The 20,116-nt window shown below is 64.0% G+C and carries 15 protein-coding genes and 1 pseudogene; 10 read left to right on the top strand and 6 right to left on the bottom strand.

All coding sequences use genetic code 11. The features are described from left to right. The first annotated feature begins 33 nt into the window (after positions 1-33). The 9 genes and pseudogenes from ACQ4W6_RS14695 (at position 34) to ACQ4W6_RS14735 (ending at position 11,205) form a co-directional block, all read left to right on the top strand. The gene (locus ACQ4W6_RS14695; RefSeq protein ID WP_436567994.1) at positions 34-1,263 is read left to right on the top strand and encodes an ABC transporter substrate-binding protein; all 1,230 of its coding nucleotides are present in this window, start codon (positions 34-36) and stop codon (positions 1,261-1,263) included. A gap of 77 nt (positions 1,264-1,340) precedes the next feature. Beyond that, a complete protein-coding gene (locus ACQ4W6_RS14700) occupies positions 1,341-2,231 on the top strand; it encodes a carbohydrate ABC transporter permease (protein ID WP_436567917.1) in 891 nt (296 codons plus the stop codon). Between the two features lie 134 nt (positions 2,232-2,365). Next, positions 2,366-3,178 carry a carbohydrate ABC transporter permease gene (locus ACQ4W6_RS14705; RefSeq protein WP_436567995.1) on the top strand — a complete coding sequence of 271 codons (813 nt, stop codon included), beginning with the start codon at positions 2,366-2,368 and terminating at the stop codon, positions 3,176-3,178. Positions 3,179-3,202: 24 nt separating this feature from the next. Then, a complete protein-coding gene (locus ACQ4W6_RS14710; RefSeq protein ID WP_436567918.1) occupies positions 3,203-4,237 on the top strand; it encodes an NAD(P)-dependent alcohol dehydrogenase in 1,035 nt (344 codons plus the stop codon). A 31-nt stretch (positions 4,238-4,268) separates the two neighbouring features. Then, positions 4,269-5,357: pseudogene (locus ACQ4W6_RS14715) on the top strand (ABC transporter ATP-binding protein); the annotation flags it as partial. 59 nt (positions 5,358-5,416) lie between these two features. Next, positions 5,417-6,295: an AraC family transcriptional regulator gene (locus ACQ4W6_RS14720; protein WP_436567919.1), complete on the top strand. Its 879-nt coding sequence runs from the start codon at positions 5,417-5,419 to the stop codon at positions 6,293-6,295. Between the two features lie 32 nt (positions 6,296-6,327). Further along, a complete protein-coding gene (gene xylB / locus ACQ4W6_RS14725; protein WP_436567920.1) occupies positions 6,328-7,809 on the top strand; it encodes a xylulokinase in 1,482 nt (493 codons plus the stop codon). 168 nt (positions 7,810-7,977) lie between these two features. Then, positions 7,978-9,600: a methyl-accepting chemotaxis protein gene (locus ACQ4W6_RS14730; RefSeq protein ID WP_436567921.1), complete on the top strand. Its 1,623-nt coding sequence runs from the start codon at positions 7,978-7,980 to the stop codon at positions 9,598-9,600. 168 nt (positions 9,601-9,768) lie between these two features. After that, a complete protein-coding gene (locus ACQ4W6_RS14735; protein ID WP_436567922.1) occupies positions 9,769-11,205 on the top strand; it encodes a putative bifunctional diguanylate cyclase/phosphodiesterase in 1,437 nt (478 codons plus the stop codon). A gap of 1 nt (position 11,206) precedes the next feature. On the opposite strand, the gene ACQ4W6_RS14740 is transcribed toward ACQ4W6_RS14735, so the two are convergent. From ACQ4W6_RS14740 to ACQ4W6_RS14755, 4 genes are read right to left on the bottom strand one after another with little or no spacing between them, the layout of a single operon-like run. Then, positions 11,207-11,563, bottom strand: a complete 357-nt coding sequence (locus ACQ4W6_RS14740) for a DUF3325 domain-containing protein (RefSeq protein WP_436567923.1) — start codon at positions 11,561-11,563, stop codon at positions 11,207-11,209. Further along, positions 11,560-13,185: a PepSY-associated TM helix domain-containing protein gene (locus tag ACQ4W6_RS14745; RefSeq protein ID WP_436567924.1), complete on the bottom strand. Its 1,626-nt coding sequence runs from the start codon at positions 13,183-13,185 to the stop codon at positions 11,560-11,562. The genes ACQ4W6_RS14740 and ACQ4W6_RS14745 overlap by 4 nt, the downstream gene beginning before the upstream one ends. Then, the gene (locus ACQ4W6_RS14750; RefSeq protein WP_436567996.1) at positions 13,182-13,520 is read right to left on the bottom strand and encodes a DUF3649 domain-containing protein; all 339 of its coding nucleotides are present in this window, start codon (positions 13,518-13,520) and stop codon (positions 13,182-13,184) included. The genes ACQ4W6_RS14745 and ACQ4W6_RS14750 overlap by 4 nt, the downstream gene beginning before the upstream one ends. An 8-nt stretch (positions 13,521-13,528) precedes the next feature. Next, entirely contained in the window at positions 13,529-15,778 is a 2,250-nt protein-coding gene (locus ACQ4W6_RS14755; RefSeq protein WP_436567925.1) for a TonB-dependent siderophore receptor, read from the bottom strand. A gap of 360 nt (positions 15,779-16,138) precedes the next feature. Here ACQ4W6_RS14755 and ACQ4W6_RS14760 point away from each other — a divergent pair, with 360 nt between their 5' ends. Further along, positions 16,139-17,770, top strand: a complete 1,632-nt coding sequence (locus ACQ4W6_RS14760; protein WP_436567926.1) for an alpha-D-glucose phosphate-specific phosphoglucomutase — start codon at positions 16,139-16,141, stop codon at positions 17,768-17,770. 52 nt (positions 17,771-17,822) lie between these two features. On the opposite strand, the gene ACQ4W6_RS14765 is transcribed toward ACQ4W6_RS14760, so the two are convergent. Together ACQ4W6_RS14765 and ACQ4W6_RS14770 are read right to left on the bottom strand one after the other, a co-directional pair. Next, the gene (locus tag ACQ4W6_RS14765; protein WP_436567927.1) at positions 17,823-19,358 is read right to left on the bottom strand and encodes a POT-type proton-dependent oligopeptide transporter; all 1,536 of its coding nucleotides are present in this window, start codon (positions 19,356-19,358) and stop codon (positions 17,823-17,825) included. A gap of 117 nt (positions 19,359-19,475) precedes the next feature. Next, positions 19,476-20,033: a GNAT family N-acetyltransferase gene (locus ACQ4W6_RS14770; RefSeq protein ID WP_436567928.1), complete on the bottom strand. Its 558-nt coding sequence runs from the start codon at positions 20,031-20,033 to the stop codon at positions 19,476-19,478. Between the last annotated feature and the right edge of the window lie 83 nt (positions 20,034-20,116).

The following is a 20,116-nucleotide window of genomic DNA, read 5'->3' on the forward strand; positions in this document are numbered from 1 at the left end:
ATTGCATGGGGCGCCGTCACGTCCGCCGCGTGCATGTCGATGTCGGCCGCATCGGCGCAAAGCTGCTCGGTGCCCGTGCTCAAGGTGCTGGCGCAAAAAAGTCTGGGCCTGACGGTGATGGAAAAGACCCTGGCCGAGTATGAGAAGAAAAACGGCACCAAGGTGCAAATTAGCTATTTCGGCGAAAACGACCGCCGCTCCAAGGCCCGCCTCGATGCCTCCACCAAGGCCGGTTCCTATCAGATCTACTACATCGACGAAGCCAACGTGGCCGAATTTGCCACCGCCGGCTGGGTCGTGCCGCTGCTCAAATACCTGCCCAAGGATGCCGACTACGACGACTTCCTGCCCGGCCGCCGCGCTGTCGCTTCGTACAAGGGCGTGGCCTACTTTGCCCCCCTGATCGGCGGCAGCGACTTCCTGTTCTACCGCCGCGACTTGCTGGAAAAGGCCGGCATCGCTGTGCCCAGGACGCTCGATGAACTGGTCGCCGCCGTGAAGAAGCTGAATAGCCCGCCGAACGTCTATGGCTGGGCGGCGCGCGGCCAGCGCGGCTCGGGCATGAATGTCTGGCGCTGGGCGCCGTTCATGCTGGCTTCCGGCGGCAAGTGGGAAAAGGATGGCATGCCGACCTTCAATTCGCCGCAGGCCGTCAAGGCCACCACCCTGTACCGCGACCTGTTCAAGTATTCGCCGCCGGGCGGCGCCACCTACGACTGGAGCAATGCGCTCGAAGCGTTCAGGTCGGGCAAAGTGGCTTTCATGATCGAGTCGACGCCATTTGCCGACTGGATGGAAGACCCGAAAAAATCCTCGGTGGTCGACAAGGTGGGCTATGTGCGCCCACCCGCACCGCTGGCGTCGGCCGCGTATGGCCACGGCCTGGCCATTTCCGCCACTGGCGCGAAGGATGAATGCACGCGCCAGGCAGCCGGCAAGTTCATCGCCTGGGCCACGGGCAAGGAGCAGGAACAGGCGCGCCTGAAGGACAACGTCTTCAGCGACTACAACCGCAGCAGCACCATCGCCAGCGATTACTTCCGCAAGCACGTCAAGCCGCAGATCCAGGCTGGCCTGACGGACACCACGCCCGTCAGCCGCGTCACCATCTGGCCTAGCCCCGAGTGGCCGGACATCGGCGACAACCTTGGCGTGGTGCTCGAAGAAGTGTTTACTGGCACGCGCGGCGACGTGCAGAGCGCCCTCGACGAAGCCAACGAGTACGCCACGGAAGTGGTGCAGCGTGCGCTAAAGCGAAAGTAAGCTGACCATTCGCATGCCGTTTTGCTGCCGCCCGTGCGGGCGGCAGCCTGCTTCCCTGTGCTTGAAAGCTGATCCTTATGTCGCACTCCATCCGTAAAAAACGCCATACCTGGCTACCGGCGGTGTTCCTCACCTTGCCGCTGCTGGTCCTGCTGATACTGGGCCTGGTGCCCAGCATCGCCGCCATCAACCTGGCCCTGCAAAACCGCGTGCTGCGCTACAGCGACAGCGAGTACGTGGGTTTCGCCAATTTCCTGCGCCTGTTTGGCGACCGCCGCTTCGTCAATGCCGTGCAGGTATCTGCGATATGGGAAGTGGTCACCGTGGCCGGTTCGCTGATCGTCGGCGTGCTGCTGGCCGTGTTCCTGTTCGAGAAGGTCAAGGGCCGTACGCGCGATCTTCTCGCGCTGCTGCTGATCGTGCCGGTGTTGCTGCCGCGCGTTTCGGCCGCCTTCATCTGGAAGTTCATGTATTCGCCGCTGATGGGCATCCTCAACTGGCTGCTCGAATGCGTGGGGCTGGGCGGCAGCGCCTTGCTGTCCGACCCTGCCACGGCCCTGTACGCGGTAGCGCTGGTCGACATCTGGCAGTGGGGCCTGTTCTTCGGCGCCGTCATCCTGAAACTGCTGGAAACCCTGCCGACCGAACCGCTGGAAGCGGCGCGCCTCGATTACGCCAGCACGCTGCAGGTGTATGCGTATATCGCGCTGCCCATGCTCAAGGTGCCCATCATGAGCCTGGTGTTCATCAAGATGGTCGAGTCGCTGCGCTCGTTCGACCTGATTTACGTGATGACCAAGGGCGGCCCCGGCATCGCCACCGAAACGCTGGACATGTACGCCTATGCGCAAGGCATCGGCCTGATGGGCAAGGTGTCGTATGCGTCCAGCATGGCCGTGCTGATGATGCTGGCCACTACCGTGATCTTTACTCTGCTCTGGAAGCGAGTCGCCAAATGGGAAAACTAAGCAAGAACACCTTAACCAAACCTGCTGCGCAGCGCGATTTGCGGCCTCCGACGCTCACCGTGCATTTGCACAGCTCCGCTTCTCAGCCACAACGCACATCCGCTCGCTACGGTTTTGTTCGGTGTCTCAAGGCGCTGAGCGCCCTGCGCGGTGCCATCACCACCACCGCCATCACTACCGCCATCGTGCTGGTGGCGCTGTTTCCCATCCTGTGGGCCGTACTCAATTCCTTCAAGGAGCTGATGGATATCGTCACGCCCGTGCCGCGCTTTTTCTTCAGCCCGACACTGGCCAACTACAAGCAGGTGCTGGCCAGCCCGGAAGTGCTGACGGGCCTGGGCAACAGTGTGGCCATCGTCGGCTTGGCTGTGCTGCTGGGCGCCGTGCTGGGCGTGCCGGCTGCGTATGCGATCGCCCGCTATCCCATCCCGGCCAAGAAAGACATCCAGTTTTTCCTGCTGTCGCTGCGCTTTCTGCCGCCGGTGGCCGTTGCCATTCCGCTGATCTCGATCTGGATCGACCTGGGCCTGTACGACTCGCGCCTGTCGATGGTAGTGACGTATCTGCTGGTGACCTTGTCAACCATCATCTGGCTGTCGATTCCCGCCTTTGCCCGCATCCCGAAGGAGATCGAGGAGGCGGCTGCGCTGGACGGCTACGGCCCCTATCAGGTGTTCTGGTACGTAGCCCTGCCGGTGGCATCGAAGACCCTGATGGGCGGCATCGTCTTCAGCTTCGTGCTGGTCTGGAATGAACTGATGATCGCGCTGGCGCTGACCTCGTCGAAGAGCATGACCCTGCCCGTGGTGGCGTCGGCGTTTACCTCGATGGGCCAGGAAGTGCCGTGGGGCGTGGTGAACGCCTCCACCGTGCTGCTGGCGCTGCCGCCGCTGCTGTTCGTCGGCATCCTGGGACGCCTGCTCAACTCCATGCTCAAACATAAATAAATATAAATAAATAAGGAAACCATCATGCAAGCACTCGTTTTGGAACAGGCGGAAAAAATCACCTTGCGCGACATCGACATGCCGCTCGTCGTCGGCCCGCGCGACGTGAAAATCAAGATCCACACGGTGGGCATCTGTGGCAGCGACGTGCACTACTTCAAGCACGGCAAGATCGGCCCCTTCGCAGTCGAGCAGCCGATGGTGCTGGGCCACGAGGCCTCCGGCGTGGTGGCCGAGGTGGGCGAGGAAGTCACGCACCTGAAAGTGGGCGACCGCGTCTGCATGGAGCCGGGCGTGCCGCAGTTCGATTCGCCGGCCACCATGCGCGGCCTGTACAACCTGGACCCGGCCGTGCGCTTTTGGGCCACGCCGCCCATCCACGGTTGCCTCACCCCGTACGTGGTGCACCCGGCCTCGTTTACCTTCAAGCTGCCCGATAATGTCAGTTTCGGTGAAGGCGCCATCGTCGAACCGCTGGCCATCGGCTTGCAGGCGGCAAAAAAGGCCGCTATCAAGCCGGGCGACGTGGCAGTGGTGATCGGCGCCGGCACCATCGGCGCGATGAACGCGCTGGCCGCGCTGGCGGGCGGCTGCTCGCGCGTGATCCTGGCCGACCTGGTGCCAGAAAAACTGGCCCTGTTCGCCGAGAATCGCGCCGTGGTGACGGTCGACGTGCGCCAGGTCAATCTGGCTGACACCGTGCGCGAACTGACGCAGGGCTGGGGTGCCGACATCGTCTTCGAGGCCAGCGGCAGCATGCGCGCCTACGACAACATCGTCGACCTGTTGTGCCCCAACGGCTGCCTGGTGCTGGTCGGCATGCCGCCCGAGAACGTGCCCTTCGATATCGTCGCCATCCAGGCCAAGGAGGTGCGCATCGAGTCGGTGTTCCGCTACGCGAACATCTTTCCGCGCGCCATTGCGCTGCTGGCCTCGGGCAAGATCGACGTGAAACCCTTCATTTCGCGCACCTTCGGCTTTGCCGACGGCGTGCAGGCGTTCGAGGAAGCGGCCAAGGGCCATCCGCGCGACGTCAAGATTCAGATCGAGCTGGCTTGAGCCGGCCATTACGGACACTGGAGACAAGACCATGGCAAATATCGCATGCAGGCAGCTGCACAAGACCTATGACCAGAAGACGGCCGTGCTGCAGCCGTTCGACCTGGAGATCGACGACGGCGAATTCATTGTCCTGCTGGGGCCATCGGGCTGCGGCAAATCGACCCTGCTGCGCATGATCGCGGGCCTGGAAGATATCAGCGGCGGCGAGCTGCACATCGGCGGCGCCGTCGTCAACGACCTGCCGCCGCGCGCGCGCAATGTGGCGATGGTGTTCCAGAACTATGCGCTGTATCCGCACATGACGGTGTACGACAATATCGCCTTCGGCCTGCGCCGCCTGAAGGTGCCGACCGACGAGATCGAGCGCCGCGTGCGCGAAGTGGCAGCCATCCTCAGCCTGGATGGCTTGCTGGAGCGCAAGCCGCGCGCCATGTCGGGCGGCCAGCAGCAGCGCACGGCCATCGCCCGCGCCATGATCAAGACGCCGCAGGTATTCCTGTTCGACGAGCCGCTGTCGAACCTGGACGCCAAGCTGCGCGCGCAGCTGCGCGCCGACATCAAGCGCTTGCATCGCCGCCTGCGCACCACCACCCTGTACGTCACCCACGACCAGCTCGAAGCGATGACACTGGCCGACCGGGTGGTGCTGATGAAGGGCGGGCATATCGAGCAGATCGGCACGCCGGCGGAACTCTACAACCATCCGCGCACCTTGTTTGCGGCCGGCTTCATCGGCACGCCGGCCATGAATTTCATCGATGGCGTCATCGAGAAAGAGGGCGGACAAACCTTGCTCGTGTGCGCTGGCTACCGCTGGCCCTTGCTGTCGCCCCGCTTCACGCCACTGCACGCTGGCACGTGCGTGGTGTTCGGCCTGCGCCCGAATCACTTGCGCGCGGCGCTGCAGCAAGAGCGGGCCGGCAGCCATGGCCTGGCATGCGTGATCGACCTGGTGGAGCTGCTGGGGGCGGAGGCGCTGATCAGCGTCCAGTGTGGCGCCTTGAACCTGTCTGCCCTGCTGCCGGCAAATGCCGCCAACAGTGCGGCGCAGGTGGGGCAGACCCTGGCGTTGGCCTTCGACGAGGAACACATGCACCTGTTCGACGCCGATACGGGGCTGGCGCTGGCGGTAAGTGGGTAGAATAAGCAGCACCGAGACCGTGCAAGGGAACTGCCGTGACGCCTGACCTGGAACTGATCCACAAACCGATCCACGAATCGTTTCGCGCGTGGGCGCACGGCTATCCGCACGTGGTGGCGAAATGGCATTTTCATCCCGAGTACGAGCTGCACATCATCACCACCTCGACGGGCAAGTTTTTTGTCGGCGACCATATAGGCAGTTACGCGCCGGGCAACCTGGTGCTGACGGGCCCCAATTTGCCGCACAACTGGGTCAGCGAACTGGCCGAAGGCGTGCAGCTGCCCGCGCGCGACCTGGTGCTGCAGTTTTCCAGCGAGTTCATCGACCGCTGCGCGCTGCTGTTCCCGGAGATGGCGCCCCTGAAAACCCTGCTGGGCGAGGCGGGCAGGGGCTTGCAATTTCCCGATGCGCTGGGCCTGCGCCTGGCGCCGTTGATGTTTGAGCTGACGACGGCGCAGGGGCCGCGCCGGGTGGAACTGTTTGCCCGCCTGTTCGGCGACCTGTGCGACTGCCGCGAGCGGCGTGCCCTGGCCAGCGTCACCTACCTGGCGCAGGCGGGGCGCTATATGTCCTCGACCATCAACCTGGTGCTGGCGTATATCAAGCAGAACATCACGCTCGATTTTTGCGAGCAGGACGTGGCCGACGTGGCGGAAATGAATACGCTCAAGTTCACGCGCTTCTTTCGCAAGCATACGGGAACGTCTTTCATCCATTACGTCAACCAGGAGCGCCTTGCGCTGGCCTGCGAGCTGCTGATGAACACCGACATGAAGGTCACCGATATCTGCTACCGCACGGGTTTTAACAATCTGTCCAATTTCAACCGCCAGTTCCTGGCCCACAAGCAGATGTCGCCGTCGAAATTTCGCTCCTGCCTGCACATGAACATGCCCGAGTCGTTTTCCTGACGACCGGCTCTTAACTTTTTTATGGAATCATTGTGACTTATCTCGGTATCGATATCGGCACTTCCGAAGTCAAGGCCATCCTCACCGATGACGCGCAAACCATCCTCGCCAGCAGTGGCGTGACCCTGCGCGTCTCCAGCCCCCATCCCGGCTGGTCGGAGCAGAATCCCGAGGATTGGTGGCACGCCACCCTGGACGTGATCGCGGCCATCCGCCAGGCGCAGCCGGTGGCGTTTTCCGGCTTGCGCGGCATCGCCCTGTCCGGCCAGATGCATGGCGCCACCCTGCTCGACAAGCAGCAGCACGTGCTGCGCGCCGCTATTTTGTGGAACGACACGCGCGCCTTCGCCGAATGTGTGGAACTGGAAGCGCTGGTGCCCGAGTCGCGCGCCATCACGGGCAACCAGGCCATGCCTGGCTTCACGGCGCCCAAGCTGCTGTGGCTGCAAAAATACGAACCTTCGCTGTTCCGCGCCACAGCCACCGTGCTGCTGCCCAAGGATTACGTGGCGCTGCGCCTGACGGGCGAGTGCGTCTCCGACATGTCCGACGCTTCCGGCACGCTGTGGCTAGACGTGGCCAAACGCGACTGGTCCGAGCGCATGCTGGCGGCCACTGGCCTGGGCCGCGAGCACATGCCGCGCCTGGTCGAAGGCAGCGCCGCCGCCGCGCAGGTGCGCCCATCCCTGTGCCAGGAGTGGGGCATCGCGCATGCGGTCATACTGGCCGGTGGCGCGGGCGATAATGCGGCCGCCGCCGTGGGCCTGGGCGTGGTGGAGCCGGGCGCCGGCCTGCTGTCGCTGGGCACTTCGGGCGTGCTGTTTGCGGGCAGCGATGGCTTTGCGCCCAATCCGGGCCAGGGCGTGCATGCCTTCTGCCATTGCCTGCCAGAGCGCTGGCACCAGATGAGCGTGATCCTCAGCGCCGCATCTAGTCTGAGCTGGGTGGCGCAGCTGACCCAGTCGCCCGATATTGGCGCATTGGTGAAGCTGGCCGAAGGCGTCGATGCACGCAGCGCACCGTTGTTCCTGCCCTACCTGAGCGGCGAACGCACGCCGCACAACGACGCTTCTGCGCGCGGCGTGTTTTTCGGCCTGGCGACGGAACACGGGCGCGCCGAACTGGCCTACAGCGTGATGGAAGGCGTGGCCTTTGCCATGGCCGACGGCAATGAAGCCCTGCGCAGCGCCGGTACGCAGCTGGCGCAGGCTTCGTTCGTGGGCGGCGGCTCGCGCAGCCGCTTCTGGGCGCAGCTGTGCGCGAATGCTTCGGGCTTGCAGGTGCTGCGCCACGACCATGGCGTGGCCGGCGGCACCATGGGGGCAGCGCGCTTGGCGCAGATGGCGGTGACGGGCTTGTTGCCCGCGCAAGTGTGTACGCGTCCGCCCGTGCAGGAAACGGTCGCGCCGCAGGCCAGCGCCATGCTCGAAGAGCGGCTGGCACGCTACCGGCGCTTGTATCGGCTGTTGCGCGAGGAGTTTGCCGGCGCGGCGCGTGACGGCCTTGCTAGTTAGTCAATATCACAGTGTAATTCGTTGTTTCTTTGTTGAAAAGTGTTTCTCTGGAGTAGCGCCGCTTGGTTTTTGACGGGGGGCGCGGCATGATTCCGCCATCTGGTGAGAATCGGATAGTTTTGGCCACTCTTTTTGTTGCCATCCTGTTCTTGCCGCCTGGAGAAACACATGCAACTCGCGAATCTGAAAATCTCCGTCCGCCTGGGTCTGATGGGCGCCTTCTTTTTTCTTGCCCTGGTGCTCGTCGGCGTGCGCGGCTGGAGTGCGCTCGACGCGGCCAGTGCGCGCAGCAGCGAGGCCATACAGCGCTCCGTCGCGCTGACGGAAGCAGTCGATGCGGCGCGTAGCGCGCAGGTGGAATTCAAGATCCAGGTGCAGGAATGGAAAAATATCCTGCTGCGCGGCGGCGATGCGGCCGCCTTCCAGCGCTACCGCGAGGCGTTCGTCGCCAGCGGCGCGCAGACGCGCAAGGAGTTGGCCGGCTTGCAAGGCATGATGGCCGCCCTCAAGCTGGAGACGGCGCCTGTGGCGCAAGCCATGCAGGCGCATGATGCGCTGGGCGTGCGCTACCTGGCGGCGCTGCAGCAGTATGATGGCGCGCAAGCTGGCAGCGCGCAGGCCGTCGATGCGCTGGTCAAGGGCATGGACCGCGAACCGACGCGCCAGATTGACGCCATCGTCGCCACCATCGGCCAGCAGTCGCACAATTTGATGGCGCAGATAAAGGAGCAGGACGCGGCCGCGCACCGCAGCGCCAGCATTGCCATGCTGGCCACCGTGCTGCTGACGCTGGTCGTCGGCAGCGTCACCGTGTGGTGGCTGGTCCGCAGCATCACGCGCCCATTGAGCGCGGCCGTCGGCATCGCCCAGCAGGTGGCGGCGGGCGACTTGCGCGCCGTGGTGGCCGACAGCAGCCGCGATGAAATTGGCGACTTGCTGCGCGCCTTGAAGGCCATGAGCGGTAACCTGGCCGCTATCGTGGGACGGGTGCGCGCCGGCACGGATGCTATCGCCACGGCGTCCGGCGAAATCGCCAGCGGGAATATGGATCTGTCTTCGCGCACGGAGGAGCAAGCCAGTTCGCTGGAAGAGACGGCCGCCTCGATGATCGAGCTGACCTCCACGGTGCGGCAAAATAACGATAATGCGGAGCAGGCGCGCCAACTGGCTGGTGGCGCGTCCGAGGTGGCGCAGCGCGGTGGAGAAGCCGTGGCGCAGGTGGTGCAGACCATGCGCCATATCAATGCCTCGTCAAAGCGCATCGTCGACATCATCGGCGTCATCGACAGCATCGCCTTCCAGACGAATATCCTGGCGCTGAATGCGGCCGTGGAAGCGGCGCGCGCGGGCGAGCAGGGGCGCGGCTTCGCCGTGGTGGCCACCGAAGTGCGCAACCTGGCGCACAGGTCCAGCGAGGCGGCGCGCGAAATCAAGCAGTTGATCGGCGAATCCGTGCGCACGGTGGAAGAAGGCAGTGCGCTGGCCGGCCAGGCGGGGCGCACGATGGATGAAGTGGTGGGCAGCGTACAGAGGGTCAACGCCATCATCGGCGAAATCGCCGTGGCCAGCGTCGAGCAGCGTGAGGGCATCGAGCAAATCAGCATCGCCATCAGCCAGATGGATGGCGTGACGCAGCAGAATGCGGCCCTGGTGGAACAGGCCGCCGCTGCCGCCGACGCCCTGCAACAGCAGGCAGCCAGCCTGGCCGACGCCGTCAGCATCTTCAAACTGCACGCTGTTCCTGTTCCTGTGCCTGTACCTGTGTTTGCGCGGTCGTTGTCGCTGGGCTGAGCCATTCCGGCTGCGCGCCGCTTAATGCCAGTCAAGTGGCGCCCGATCTGGCAAAAAATCCGCCGCAATTCTTATATTATTTCCTTTCAGCCGGTACCTGCGCCTCGCCGCATGGCGCGCGTTGCAAAGGAAAACCATGTTCTTCACTTTCCGCCTGCCAGGTGATGCATGACGGCGCTGCTGCTGGCGCTGTGCCTGGCCGTGCTGCTCGGCGTGCTGCTGGCTTGCCAGTGGCATGCGGCGCGCGCCTGGCGCATGCGCCACCTCGATGGCAAGCGCATCGACGTGCAATACAGCTGCGCACCGCTGGCGCAGGGCGGTGCAGTGCTGCTGCTGCACGACGTGTCGGCCCGCCGGCGCGCCGAGCATCAGCTTGAATTCATCGCCCACCACGACGGCTTGACGGGCTTGCCGAACCGCCTGCACTTCCAGATCTGCTTCGAGCACGGCATCGCCTATGCGCGCCGGCACCAGAGCTTGCTGGCGGTGCTGTTCGTCGACATCGACCGCTTCAAATCCATCAACGACAGCCTGGGACACGACGTGGGTGACCAGGTGCTGACGCAGTTCGCGCGCCGCGTGCAGCAGTGCGTGCGCAAGGTCGACACGGTGGCGCGCCAGGGCGGCGACGCATTCATCATCTTGCTGGCGCAAGACGCCGAGCGGGTGGCCGGGAAAATCCTCAGCGCCATCGCCGCGCCCTTCGTCATCGGAAAATACTGCCTGAGCGTGGCGGCCAGCGTGGGCGTGGCCCTGTACCCGGACGACGACGGCGACGTTAATGCGCTGATTGAAAAGGCCGACCTGGCCATGTATGCGGCCAAGCGCCACGCTCCTGGCACCTGCCTGCGCTATGCGGCGCGCATGCAGACGCAATCGTATTCGCGCACCATCGTCGGGACGGCGCTGCGCCATGCGCTCGAACGCAATGAATTCGTGCTGTACTACCAGCCGTGCATGGATTTGAAGAAGCGCAGCATCACCGGCGTAAAGGCGCTGCTGCGCTGGAAGCACCCGGAACTGGGCTTGATGATGCCGCTCGATTTTTTACACGTGCTGGAGGAAATCGCGCTGATCCTGCCGGTGGGGGCCTGGGTGCTGGCCACGGCCGTGGAGCAGGCGCGCAGCTGGATGGCCCCGCGCGACATCGTGCGCAACTTTGCCGCCGCGCTGGAGGCGGCCGGCGTACCGGGCCACTGCATCGAGCTGGACATCGCGGCCGCCATCCTGATCGACCGCAACCAGAACTGTGAACTGATCTTGCGCCAGTTCCGCCAGTTGGGCATTGCCATTGCCATCAGCGATTGCGGTACGGGCGACGCTTCGCTCAATTACCTGCAGCGTTTCCCCACGGATGCCGTGAAGATCGCAAAGTGCTTCGTCGACGATTTGGGCAAACCGGGGGGCGACGGTGCCATGGTGCGCGCCATCGTGGCCATGGCGCACACGCTCAAGTTGCGCACCATCGCCGGCGGGGTGGAAAATAGCGAGCAGCTCGAACTGCTGGCCGAGATGGGTTGTGACGAGGTGTTTGGCTACCTTATTGGCCGCGCCATGGCGCCCGATGGCATCGAAACGCTGCTCAAGCCAGCTACCTTGGTGTAGCTCACAACGTGGCCAGCAGCACGGCGGCCAGCGCGGCCGCGCCGCCGATGAGGCGTGCCAGGCGCATGGCCTGGTGGGGCGCGTAGGGCAGCAGCCAGATCAGCAGCAAGGCGCAGCCCGTAAGGCTGCCGACCCAGTAGACCAGGCCGTAGCCTCCGCCGGCGATGTGCATGGCCCAGGCCAGGCTGGCTGCCAGTGCCAGCGAGCCCGTCCACTGCAGGCGGCGGCGTAGCGGCACGGGCGGTTCGGCGCCGCGCCCGTGCAGGTCGGCGTAATGGCGGTCCATGGCCAGGCACAGCGAGGACAGGCCTGCATAGCACAGCGCAAAGACGAGGAAATTGGCTAACAGGTCCATCATGCGGTCTCCATCGTCGTCGGCGCCGGCTTGGCTGCAGGCGTTGGCTTGGGCGCCTTCACGGGCAGCGGTTTCAATTTGAATGCCGCATATGCCAGGCCCAGCCCCAGCACCAGCACCACCAGGTCGAAGGCGGCCACCGCCACGGGGCCGTGCCCCAGGAACAGGGTCACGCCCAGGTGCGACTCGGTGGTGAAGACGTTCAGCACCGGCAGGGCGCACAGCAGGAAGGCGCCGATGGCCAGCTGTATGCGCCACATGGCGCGCGAGGGACGCAGCTGGGCGATGATGGCGGCCAGCGCCCAGGCGCCGAAGAAGCAGGCGATTTCCTCTTTCGGGCGCTCTTCCATGGCGACCGGCAGCAGGCGGTTAGCCCAGAAATAGGCGCCGAAGGCAATCGGGATGCCGGCGATGGCGCCGATGTTGAGCGCCTCCACCAGACGCAGGCCGACGCTGGCGCGCTTGCCGGCAGCGAGCGCCTTGGCCTGTTTCTGGCGCGTCTTGACGGCCCACAGCAAGGCGCCGGTGGCGACCATGGCGCAGCCGGCCAGGCCGGACAGGAAGAACAGCGCACGCAGCAGCGGTCCGCCGAAATGGGCGATGTGCAAGCCAACCATCACGCCGTGCGTGGCGGCAGCGCTGGGCAGTGCGTCGCCGTCCGTCGACAGCAGCTTGCCGCTGACGCCATCGAATTCCATCGACGGCTGTTTCGACGACATGCTGCGTCCGGCTGCGCGCGACAGCGAAATGGTGGCGTTGGCGTCGCCTGGATGATTGACGGAGATGCGCCCGACCTTGCCGCCCCACTGCTGCTCGGCCTGGCGTACCAGGGGCGCCAGCGCAGTCAGGGGCGCGGCCACGCCGGCTGGCTTGCTATCGCCCGAGCGGCCCGGGAAGGCTTCGGCGAAGAAGGCGTCCTGGTCGCCCTTGTAGGCGGCCGTGGCACCGGATGGCATGTACAGGAACATCAGGCTGACCAGGCCCGTGTAGGTGATCATCAGGTGGTAGGGCAAGGCCAGCACGGCCGTCACGTTGTGCGCGTCGAGCCACGAGCGCTGGCCCTTCTTCGGCCGGAAGGTAAACAAATCCTTGAAGATGCGCTTGTGCGTGACGATGCCGCTGATGATGGAGACGAACATGAACATGGCGCAAAAGCCCACGATCCAGCGGCCCCAGATGGCTGGCATGTAGTGCAGGTCGAAGTGCAGGCGGTAGAGGAATTCGCCGCCCCGCGTCTCGCGCGGCTTGGACAGCACCTCTCCCGTGGCCGGGTCGGCCGCTTCGCTATGGAAGTTGCCGCGCCGTCCGCGTTTCTTTTCGCCCGGTTTCGCGGGCTTGCTCCAGCCCAGCTGCGTGGCGGGGCTGCGCTCGCCGGGCAGGCTGATGAACCAGCGCGTGGCGCCGCCGGCCCGTTCTTGCATCGCCTGCTGGGCCACGCTGGCCGCGATTTCGCTCGTTACCTTGCTGGCGGCGGCGCCGTGCAGCTCGGGCTGCATCCACAGGGTGATTTCTTCGCGGTAATAGCTGGCCGTGCCGGCGCAAAACACCAGCAATAAAATCCAGCAGACGAGCAGGCCGGACCAGGTGTGCAGCCATGCCATCGACTGGCGGAAACCTTCTTTCATGCGAGACTCCAGGATAAGGCGCCCATCGACTGCAGGATGGCGGCGATGAGGGCAGCCGGCAGCAACAGGCCCAGCCAGGCGCGCAGGGCGCTGCCGGTGGCGAAGACCCATAGGACGGCGCAGGTGTAGATGGCAAACGACAGCAGGGTGGCCGTCATGACGGCTTCGGCGCGGGCCATGGGCAGGCTCACCGACAGCAGCATGGTGATCAGCGCCGCCAGCAGGTAGCCGCCAAGGATGGCCGCCACGCTGCGCGAGGCGACGCCGAGGCGGTACACGGCCCCGGCGGACAGCCGCAGGCGCGCGATTTTGGGGGGGATGGCAGGCGCTTGCATGGTGAGCATCAGTATTGGTAGCGCAGGTTCAGCGCCACGCTGCGCGGCTCGCCGTAATAACCGCCGTTATAGAAGCCGACACGGCGGAAATACGTCTTGTCGAATAGATTGTTGAGATTCAGGCTGGCGGCCAGCCTGGGGCTGATCTGGTAGCGCGCCATCAGGTTGGCCAGCGCGTAGCTGCCCTGGCTGACCCGGGTTTTCGTCTTGTTCGGCAAGGTGGCCGTCGTGTAGATCTCATTTTGCCAGTTCAAGCCGCCGCCGATGGTGAGGTTTTGCAGCGCGCCCGGCAGGCGGTAGGTGGTCGAGACGCGCAGCATGTTGCTTGGCTGGATGGTGTTGGTCAGCACGCCCTTGCCCGTTCTCGAGGTGCCGTGGGTGAAGCCGGCAAACAGCTGCCAGCCCGTCGATGGGCTGCCCGACACTTCCACTTCGTAGCCGCGGCTTTTCGTGCCCTTGCCCGTCGATACATACGGACGGCTGCCGTCGGGCAGCAAGAAGGTCAGCGGCACGGACGCATCTTCCTCGCCCAGGTTGTCCTGCTCGGCCTGGTACACGGCGAACGAGGCATTCACGGCGCCGTTGAAGAATTCGCTTTTTACCCCCGCCTCCAGGTTGCTGCCCGTGATCGGGTCGAGGAAGGCATTGTTCTTGTCCTTCAGGTTTTGCGGCTTGAACAGGTCCGTGTAGCTGGCGTACAGCGAGGTGCTCTTGCTGACATCGAACACCACGCCCGCGTATGGCGTGACGACATCGTCCGTCTTGTAGGCCGCGCTGCGCTTGACAAACGTGTTGCCGGCATCGTAACGGTCGTTATACGTTTCCCATTTGGAGATGCGCGCGCCGGCCAGCACCTTGAAGCTGTCCGCGACATGGATGCGCGTGGCGATGAAGGCGCCCGACTGCTTGGTGGTGGTGACATCGCGCGCACCGCTGCGCGCGAGGTCTGGTTCAGGAACGTCGCCGGTCCAGTTGCGGAAGTCGGGAATGCTGGTCGAGAACGGCAGCGGTTCCTTGAACGCGGTTTCATTCGTCGTGCCCACGCGCTTCCAGCCGTTTGCGCCCAGCACCAGGTCGTGCTGGCGGCCGAACAGGGGGAAGGTGCCGTTGGCCGACAGGTCAAAGTTGTCCTGTTTCTCATCATAGGGGAAGGCGCTGCTCCACACGGACAGGCCCGAGCCGTCGCGGTTAGGATAGCCGCTGCCGCCGTAGAACAGCTTGCCATTCGACGAGCTGTCCAGGCGGCCATAGGCAGCCTTGATCTTCCAGTCGTTGGCGAAGCGGTGCTCGAGGTAGACGTATTTGTTTTCAAATGCGCGCTCCCAGCTGCTCCACTTGGCCGCCATGTTGAACGAGCGGGGCAGGTTGGCCAGCGTGCCATCCGAGAAGAACAGGGGCGTGGTACCCCAGCTCGTGCCTTTCGGCGTGTTTTTCTGATAGTCGATGCCGGCCGTCAGCAACGTTGCAGGCGTCAGGTCCGCTTCGACGATGACGGCGCCCACCAGCTTGCGTTCCTTGTACAGGTCGAGGTGGGAATGGCGGTTCTGGCCGGCCACCACGATGCGCCCGCGGATGTTGCCGTCGGCATTCAGTGGCGAGCTGATGTCGCCTTCCAGCCGGTATTTGCTCCAGGAGCCCAGCGTCAGGCCGGCCGAGGCGGCGAACTCCTTGCCGGGACGCTTGTGCAGCATATTGATGGTGGCAGACGGGTCGCCATTGCCGCTGACCAGGCCCGTGGCGCCGCGCACGATTTCGATACGGTCATAGATGGCCGTATCGAACAGCGCATTGGCCCCTGAATTGACGGCCACGCCATCGATCTGGTAATTGCCGATGGAAAAGCCGCGCGCCGAGAAACTGGTGCGTTCGCTATCGTTTTCCTGCACCGTCACGCCCGTCGACTGCACCAGTACCTCGGCCAGGCTGTTCAGGCCCATGTCGTCCATGCGCTGGCGCGTCACCACCGAGATCGATTGCGGCGTTTCGCGGATCGACAGGCCCATGCGCGTGGCCGTGCCCATCTGTTTTGTCGTGTACGAGCCGGTGTTCTCGGTCGATGCCTTGTCTTGCTGGCTCAGCACCTTGATCTCGCTCAAGGTGGCTACCTCGGGCTTGGCCGGATCTTCCGCGGCCAGGGCCATGCCTGCGCCCAGCGCTGCCGCTAATAAGGCCGAACGCACGGCGGTGGCCAGCGGGCGTGCAGGCAATGGTGGAATTGTGGCGGCCAAAGTGCCGGCCAGCGAACGTGTTCGCGCCATGAAAAATTCCTTTTTCTCGATGCCCGCCGTCTTGCGGCAAGCCGTGTATTGGTATGGGGGGCTTGCTTGGCGGTGGTGCCTGGCTGGCGCAGCGTGTCATCCAGCGCGTGCCAGCCAGGCGGCGCATCGTCGATGGGCGGCAGGCGGCAGAGGCGAGGTGCGGACCTCTTCGAGGCCTAAATGTGAATGAGAACTATTCTTATTATAATGCGAGGTTGTGAGACATGCAAGAGTGCGATGTTGCAAAGATGTATGACCGCCGCGTGGGTGCCTTCCGTGGTCAAGCACACCATGGTGGGGATACAACGCTTTCAAGGTTGCTGCGCATGCGTTAACATGGCTCGTTAATATGGAGGCAACATGACTATTCAAGTAATTAATACGGCGCCGATTGCCGGCCAGCAGCCGGGTACCTCAGGCTTGCGCAAGAAGGTGGCCGTATTCAGCCAGCCGCAGTACCTGGAAAATTTCGTGCAAAGCGTGTTCGACACCGTCGGCGATTGCCGCGGCCAGACCCTGGTGCTGGGCGGCGATGGGCGCTATTACAACCGCCCTGCGATCCAGACGGTGCTGCGCATGGCGGCCGCGCACGGTTACGCGCGCGTGCTGCTGGGCCAGGGTGGCATCCTGTCGACACCGGCCGTCAGCTGCGTGATCCGCAAGCATGGTGCCAGCGGCGGCATTATTCTGTCGGCCAGCCACAACCCGGGCGGTCCCGACGGCGATTTCGGCATCAAGTACAACATCGCCAATGGCGGTCCGGCGCCCGAGAAGGTTACCGAAGCCATGTTTGCGCGCACGCAAGGCATCGCCGAATACCGCATCAGCGACGCGGCCGACATCGACCTCGATGCGCTGGGATTGGCGCGCATCGAGCAGATGACCGTTGAGGTGATTGACTCGGTCGCCGATTACGCGCAGCTGATGCAGCAGCTGTTTGATTTCGACGCCATTCGCGCCCTGTTCGCGGGCGGCCTGCGCATCTGCTTTGACGGCATGCATGCCGTCTCCGGCCCGTACGCCACGGCCATCCTGGAAGGCATGCTGGGTGCTGCCACGGGCAGCGTCATCAACGGCGTGCCCCTGGAAGACTTCGGCGGCGGCCATCCCGATCCGAATCCCGTCAACGCGCATGAGCTGATCGCCATCATGGCGGCCCAGGATGCGCCGGACTTCGGCGCCGCATCGGACGGCGACGGCGACCGCAACATGATCGTCGGGCGCCGCTTCGACGTCACGCCGTCGGACAGCCTGGCGATCCTGGCCGCCAACGCCACGCTGGCGCCCGGCTACCGCGCCGGCTTGAAGGGCATCGCCCGCTCCATGCCCACCTCGGGCGCGGCCGACCGCGTCGCCGCCGCGCTGGGCATCCCGTGTTTCGAGACGCCGACAGGCTGGAAGTTCTTCGGCAACCTGCTCGACGCCGGCATGGCCACCCTGTGCGGCGAAGAAAGCTACGGCACGGGCTCGGACCATGTGCGCGAAAAGGATGGCCTGTGGGCCGTCTTGTTCTGGCTCAACTTGCTGGCGGCGAAAAAACAGCCGGTGGAAGACATCGTGCGCGCCCACTGGGCCACGTACGGCCGCAACTACTATTCGCGCCACGATTACGAAGAGATCGACGGCGCCGTCGCGGCGCAGCTGATGGAAGCCGTGCGCGCCCAGCTGGCCAGCTTGCCGGGACAGGTATTCGATGGCTACACGGTGGCGCTGGCCGACGATTTCAGCTATACCGATCCCGTCGATGGCTCGGTGGCGAGCCAGCAGGGCGTGCGCATCATCATGACGGACGGCGCGCGCATCGTGCTGCGCCTGTCTGGCACGGGCACGCAGGGTGCCACCCTGCGCCTGTACCTTGAGCGATATGAAGCCGATATCGCCCAGCATAATATTCCGACGCAGGAAGCGCTTGCCGGACTGATCGCCATCGCGGAAACGCTGGCACAGATACGCACGCGCACGGGGCGCGATGCGCCGACGGTGACCACATAAAAAAAGGGCGCACACTGTGCGCCCTTCGTCATTGCGGCAGATTAAGCCGGCATCAAGCCTTGGCCGGTATCGCCTGGCGGTAGTTGTCGACCATCTTGTAGCGTTTCGCATACAGGCCGAAGGCCATCATGGCAACGGCGGCAAAGGCGGCAAAGAAGAACATCTGGAAGGCCGTCACGCTGATGCCGCTCTCGGCAATCTTGCCGATCACGCCCTCGTTCATGACGCTGCGGTTGACGATCAGTACCCACAGGTTGCCCACCGTGGTCGACAGGTTCCAGAAGCTCATGATGGCGCCCTTCATCGAGACGGGCGCCTGGCTGTACGCAAACTCCAGGCCGGTGGCCGAAACCAGCACTTCGCCAAACGTCAGCAGCGCATATGGCAGGATCTGCCACATGATGGAGACGGCATTGCCGCTGTCGAGGGCCAGTTGCAAGAGGCCGATGACGATCCACGCCAGCGAGGAAAAGCCGATACCGGCCGTCATGCGGCGCAGCGCCGTCGCTTCCAGGCCGAAGCGGTTCAGCATCGGGTACAGCACCAGGTTGTTGAACGGGATCAGGAGCATCACCAGCATCGGGTTCAGCGCCTGCATCTGCGCCGGCAGGAACCAGCTTGGTTTTTCCATGGTATTGGCCTGCACGATCCAGGTCGAGGCTTTCTGGTCGAACAGCGAGAAGAAGGGGGTGACCAGGGCGAAGATGACGAGGATGCGCAAGACGGCGCGCACGCCTTCGACGGCATCGTCAGGGTGGATGCCGCGTGCGCGTTCGAGCTGCATGGCCGTGCCGATGCTGCCGAAGGCCAGCAGCAATACCAGCGCGGTACACGCCGAAATCACGAAGCCCCATTCGGGAATGCTGTAGAACGCGTACAGGGCACCGATCACGCCAACGTAGGCAATATACAGGCCAGGGCGCGAACCGCCGTCGACACGCGCCAGCAGGGCGGTGCGGGCCACGCGGGTGAACGAATCAGGGTTAGGCGGTGCTGGCGGCACGTGCACGTATTTCTTGGCGCCCATCCAGAAGACGATGGTGGCGGCCAGCATCATGATGCCGGGAATGCCGAAGGCGACCGATGGGCCGTAGTCGCGCAGGAAGACCGGCATCAGCAGCGAAGCGAAGAAGGAGCCGAAGTTGATGATCCAGTAAAACAGGTCGAATACCAGCTTGGCCTTGTGCTTGTTGGTCTGGTCGAACTGGTCGCCGACAAACGAGGCCACCAGCGGCTTGATGCCCCCGGAGCCGAAGGCGATCAGGAACAGGCCGAAATAGAAGCCGTTGATACTGTCTTCAAAGATGGCAAGGCAGGCATGGCCGGCGCAATACACGAGGCTGAGCCAGAAGATAGTGTTGTACTTGCCAAAGAAGCGGTCGGCCAGCCAGCCGCCCAGCAGCGGGAAGAAATACACGCCGATGACGAAGGTGTGGAAGACGTGCTTGGCTTCCCCCGTACGCTGGTCGATCGGTACCATCAGCAGCAAGGTGCTGATGAGGAATGGCGTCAGGATGTTGCGCATGCCATAAAAGCTGAAGCGTTCGCAGCCTTCGTTGGCAATGATGTACGGTATTTGCCGCGGCATTTTTCCCGTGGCGGTTTGTGTCTCGGCCGATGACATTGGCTCTCCCCAAGTATTTTTTGTAAGCCGCGATGCTAAGGCCTGTTGCGTTTGCTTGCAACAGAAAAAACGGCCCCTTGGCTATTTCGCAAGGATTTGTAAGGTATTGATGTTCATAAAGACATCACCTTTTGACCCCGCGATAGCCGGGCGTGGCAGGGTTAATTGCATTGGCAGCATGTCGCCCGATGCCGCCTCGTCTGCCAGGACAAAACCGCAGCCCAGGTACAGGGCCAGCGCCGCGTGGTTGTCGTGCGCCACGGCCAGCCGCACGCGGGCCAGCTGGGGGACGCCGCAGGCATGCGCGATGGCAGCGCGTACCAGTTGCCGTCCCGCCCCCGTGCCACGCGCCAGCGGCGCCACATAGACGCCCCACAGGCTGGCCTTGTCGTGCACGACGGCGATCGGTTCGCGGCGCAGGCCGGCAATGGCGATCAGTTGTGTAGCATCAAAAGTGCCAAATATTATTTGGTGCGGGGTGGCGCGCAGGCGCTGGGCGATCTGTGCCAGCGGCAAGGCGCTTTCCGCCGCATGCGTGGTGCAGAAAGCCATGGGCAGTTCGGCGATGCCGGCCAGGCGCAGCGCGCGGTAGGCGGGGGCATCATCTTGCGTGAGGGAGCGGACAGTGTAGGCAGGCATGCTGGCGAGTATCGGGCTTCGATGCCAGAAAGTAAACCTTGTGCTGCAGTGTTTTCAATCATAAGATATATCTTATTGCGATA

It is taken from the genome of Janthinobacterium woesei (assembly GCF_051380875.1).
Lineage (GTDB): Bacteria > Pseudomonadota > Gammaproteobacteria > Burkholderiales > Burkholderiaceae_D > Janthinobacterium.

Excerpts from the sequence above, each read along its gene's own strand:
- ACQ4W6_RS14770 (WP_436567928.1), bottom strand. The coding sequence starts at position 20,033 with ATGCCTGCCTACACTGTCCGCTCCCTCACGCAAGATGATGCCCCCGCC.
- ACQ4W6_RS14735 (WP_436567922.1), top strand. The coding sequence starts at position 9,769 with ATGACGGCGCTGCTGCTGGCGCTGTGCCTGGCCGTGCTGCTCGGCGTG.
- ACQ4W6_RS14710 (WP_436567918.1), top strand. The coding sequence starts at position 3,203 with ATGCAAGCACTCGTTTTGGAACAGGCGGAAAAAATCACCTTGCGCGAC.
- ACQ4W6_RS14700 (WP_436567917.1), top strand. The coding sequence starts at position 1,341 with ATGTCGCACTCCATCCGTAAAAAACGCCATACCTGGCTACCGGCGGTG.
- ACQ4W6_RS14730 (WP_436567921.1), top strand. The coding sequence starts at position 7,978 with ATGCAACTCGCGAATCTGAAAATCTCCGTCCGCCTGGGTCTGATGGGC.
- ACQ4W6_RS14765 (WP_436567927.1), bottom strand. The coding sequence starts at position 19,358 with ATGCCGCGGCAAATACCGTACATCATTGCCAACGAAGGCTGCGAACGC.
- ACQ4W6_RS14695 (WP_436567994.1), top strand. The coding sequence starts at position 34 with ATGTCGATGTCGGCCGCATCGGCGCAAAGCTGCTCGGTGCCCGTGCTC.
- ACQ4W6_RS14750 (WP_436567996.1), bottom strand. The coding sequence starts at position 13,520 with ATGCAAGCGCCTGCCATCCCCCCCAAAATCGCGCGCCTGCGGCTGTCC.
- ACQ4W6_RS14745 (WP_436567924.1), bottom strand. The coding sequence starts at position 13,185 with ATGAAAGAAGGTTTCCGCCAGTCGATGGCATGGCTGCACACCTGGTCC.
- ACQ4W6_RS14755 (WP_436567925.1), bottom strand. The coding sequence starts at position 15,778 with ATGGCGCGAACACGTTCGCTGGCCGGCACTTTGGCCGCCACAATTCCA.
- ACQ4W6_RS14760 (WP_436567926.1), top strand. The coding sequence starts at position 16,139 with ATGACTATTCAAGTAATTAATACGGCGCCGATTGCCGGCCAGCAGCCG.
- ACQ4W6_RS14740 (WP_436567923.1), bottom strand. The coding sequence starts at position 11,563 with ATGATGGACCTGTTAGCCAATTTCCTCGTCTTTGCGCTGTGCTATGCA.